Genomic DNA, 3096 nt, shown 5'->3' with positions numbered 1-3096 from the left:
CTTGACTGGTCTGCGAGAGAGGACTAAAGGGAGAAGAATATTGTCCTTGACAGACAAGGTATCGAGCAAATTGAAATCTTGAAAGACAAAGCCTAGCTTTTCGCGACGGAAGCTCGATGCGTCTTTGTTCTTGATGGTTGAGGTGTCCGTGCCATTGAGGTAGACCCGTCCTTCAGTTGGTTGGTCCAGCATGGCTAGGATATTGAGAAGGGTCGATTTCCCGGATCCTGATTCCCCCATGATGGCGACATACTCCCCTTTTTCCACGGTAAAATGAATGTCCTTTAGGGCTTCGACTTGCGTGCCTTGAAAGCGGGTTTTGTAGATTTTTTTGATGTGTTGAACGTCTAACAATGACATACTTTTCTCCTTTTACTAGTAGATCAAGAAAAATTCTTGGGTTTGTTGTAGGACTTGGCGACCAAATTCCGCCTTTTCCAGATCGGTTTGGTTATTTGGTTTCTCAGTCTTTTTGAGTTGTTTCATCCATTTCAAGAGTTTCATTTTCTTGACCTCCTTCATTTGATGAGACTATTGTATAAAAAATAAAAGGCGGCTACCATAACCTAACCTTTCATTTTGACGTTTATTTCTTACATTTTTGTAAGATGGGGAAAAACTAATCCATGACCAACTTCTTTTCTTCAAAGTGAATGGCAACGGTCGTGCCTTGGCCAACCTCTGAGTGGAGGGTGATCTTGTGGCCCAATTGCTCTGCAATTTTCTTAGACAGATAGAGCCCCAGCCCTGAGGATTGCTGGGTCATGTGGCCATTGTAACCGGAGAAGCCCCGCTCAAAGACGCGGAGGACATCGCTATTTTTGATTCCAATCCCGCTGTCTTTTATATAGAGAGTTTGGTCTTTGAAATAGATCTCTATTCCACCTGTACTGGTGTACTTGAGGCTATTGGACAAGAGCTGCTCGATGATGACCAAAAGCCACTTGCGATCGGTAATGACGGCGACATCCAAATCATGCAGGTTCACTGTCAAGTTCTTTTGGATAAAAAAGAGGGCATATTTGCGGACCACTTCTTTGATCAAGTCCTCTAGCGACACGCGCTTTAAGACCAGATCGTCATGGAAACTCTCCAGTCGCAGGTACTGCAGAACCAGATTGGCATAGGAGTCAATCTTAAAGAGCTCCTGCTCCATCTGTTGCTTGATAATAGGTGTCTCGACATCTTGGACCAAGAGCTGGCTAGCTGCGATGGGCGTCTTAATCTGGTGAACCCAGAGGGTGTAGTAATCCATCAGGTCATTGAACTTGGCCTGGGCTACTTTGCCTTGCTCCAGGCGCGCCTGCTGTTCTTCTGTATATTTTTCATAAAGGAGATGTTCCAAGGGCGAAGCAGCCTCTATTTCCTCATAAAACGCAGCTTTGCGATAGTCTTGAAAGGTTATGACGAAATCCCAGACCAAGACACAGAGGCTAAAAAAGCCTAGTACTAGAGTCGCATAGAGGAACACATTCCCCGTCTCTGGAAAGAGATAGGCAAAGACCAAATCGACGATCAAAAAGATGACCAATAGATAGAGCAGGCGCCTGCGGGAAACCACATACTGCCAAACAATATTTCCAAATTTATTCATGGGTCAACCCGTAACCGATGCCTTTCTTGGTTTCGATGAAGTTTGACAAGCCAGCCTCTTCTAACTTCTTGCGAAGGCGGGCCACATTGACAGACAAGGTATTGTCATCAATAAAGAAGTCGCTATTCCAGAGCTCCTTCATCATGTCATCGCGCGCCACGATACTGCCCGCATGCTCAAACAGGACGCGCAGAATCTGAAATTCATTCTTGGTCAACTTGATAACTTCCCCTTCATACACCAAGTCCGTGGACTTGAGATTGAGGATGGCTCCCCGGTACTCCAGCAGATTTTGATCTGTCCCAAATTCGTAGGAACGGCGCAAGAGTCCTTGAACCTTGGCCAGGAGGACATTTTGGTCAAAGGGCTTGGTGACAAAGTCGTCTCCACCCATATTGATGGCCATGACAATATCCATGGCTTGATCCCGTGAAGAAAGAAACATGATCGGAACCTTTGAAACCTTACGAATCTCCTGGCACCAGTGGTAACCATTGTAGAGAGGCAGGCCAATATCCATGAGGATCAAGTGGGGATCACTTTCGACAAAGATCCCGAGGACATCCATAAAGTCCTCTACTGTGACCACTTCATAGCCCCATTGTTCCAATAATTGTTTGACTTGTTGGCGGATAATTTCATCGTCTTCTACTAAGAGAATTTTATGCATGGCTTTCTTTCCTTCTTTTTTTCTTCCTATTATAACAGATTAAGCAGCAGAGAAAAAGATCCAGCGTAATCTTCATAACAGGAGTTGCTTTTTCTAGTCCCATTTTTGTGCTATACTGAAAGAAATAAGACACGGGAGGCACAGATGTCGACGATTTTTGATTACCTAAAAGAAGTGACCTACGATTCCATTTATGACCGTCCCTTCAATGAACTGGATGTTCTCGCATTGACAGAGCTGACCTATCTGCCTTTTGAACACATTGTGCCTCAAGGAGATACAACAGGGATTCCAGTGCGCCTGTCTGATGCGATGGAACTGATCGACCGGACAACCGATTTCATCGTGAGTAACCAGCACCTGCAATTAGTCGATGAGTTGACTACTTCAAAGCGCTTTAAGAACATCAAACTCCTTAACTATGTCGATGAATACGATCCCGATATCCAAAAACAGTTTGCGGCCATGACCTATCGGCTTAGTCTGGATACGTATTTGGTCGTTTTCAGAGGGACGGATGACACCTTGATCGGCTGGAAGGAAGACTTCCACATGACCTATATGGACCATGTTCCAGCTCAGAAGCGCGCAGCCAGCTACCTGCAACATGTCATGAAGGAATTTCCGAAAGGGCGCTTCTTAGTAGCTGGTCACTCCAAAGGGGGAAATCTCGCAACCTATGCCTGCTCGTATCTACCTGATTCCTTATTTGAGCGGGTCGACGCGATCTACAGCTACGATGCTCCTGGCCTCAACAAGGCCATCATCGAAACCGAAGGCTACCAGCGCACGTCCCCAAACATTCGTCGCTTTGTCCCTCAAGGATCCATCG

Annotated in this window: 5 protein-coding genes; 1 reads left to right on the top strand and 4 read right to left on the bottom strand. The window is 45.8% G+C overall.

The features are described from left to right. From PAN06_RS13555 to PAN06_RS13540, 4 genes are all read right to left on the bottom strand, one after another. On the bottom strand, positions 1–360 hold a 360-nt coding region (locus tag PAN06_RS13555), incomplete at its 3' end, for an ABC transporter ATP-binding protein (RefSeq protein WP_269796584.1). 15 nt (positions 361–375) lie between these two features. Further along, entirely contained in the window at positions 376–504 is a 129-nt protein-coding gene (locus tag PAN06_RS13550; RefSeq protein WP_269796583.1) for a hypothetical protein, read from the bottom strand. Positions 505–619: 115 nt separating this feature from the next. Continuing rightward, positions 620–1594: a sensor histidine kinase gene (locus tag PAN06_RS13545; RefSeq protein WP_070589573.1), complete on the bottom strand. Its 975-nt coding sequence runs from the start codon at positions 1592–1594 to the stop codon at positions 620–622. Then, positions 1587–2264, bottom strand: coding sequence for a response regulator transcription factor (locus PAN06_RS13540; protein WP_070589575.1), 678 nt, complete (start codon positions 2262–2264; stop codon positions 1587–1589). Before PAN06_RS13540 ends, PAN06_RS13545 begins: the two co-directional genes overlap by 8 nt. A gap of 144 nt (positions 2265–2408) precedes the next feature. Between PAN06_RS13540 and PAN06_RS13535 the strand changes: the two genes are divergently transcribed. Continuing rightward, the coding region (locus PAN06_RS13535) for an Mbeg1-like protein (protein ID WP_346732067.1) at positions 2409–3096 on the top strand (688 nt) is incomplete at its 3' end.

The organism is Streptococcus sp. SM3, from assembly GCF_027497875.1.
Note: the sequence above shows the minus strand (reverse complement) of the source record. Positions and strands in the feature narration are given on the sequence as shown.

Coding starts and splice junctions, on each gene's coding strand:
- PAN06_RS13550 (WP_269796583.1), bottom strand. CDS start 504: ATGAAACTCTTGAAATGGATGAAACAACTCAAAAAGACTGAGAAACCA.
- PAN06_RS13545 (WP_070589573.1), bottom strand. CDS start 1,594: ATGAATAAATTTGGAAATATTGTTTGGCAGTATGTGGTTTCCCGCAGG.
- PAN06_RS13540 (WP_070589575.1), bottom strand. CDS start 2,264: ATGCATAAAATTCTCTTAGTAGAAGACGATGAAATTATCCGCCAACAA.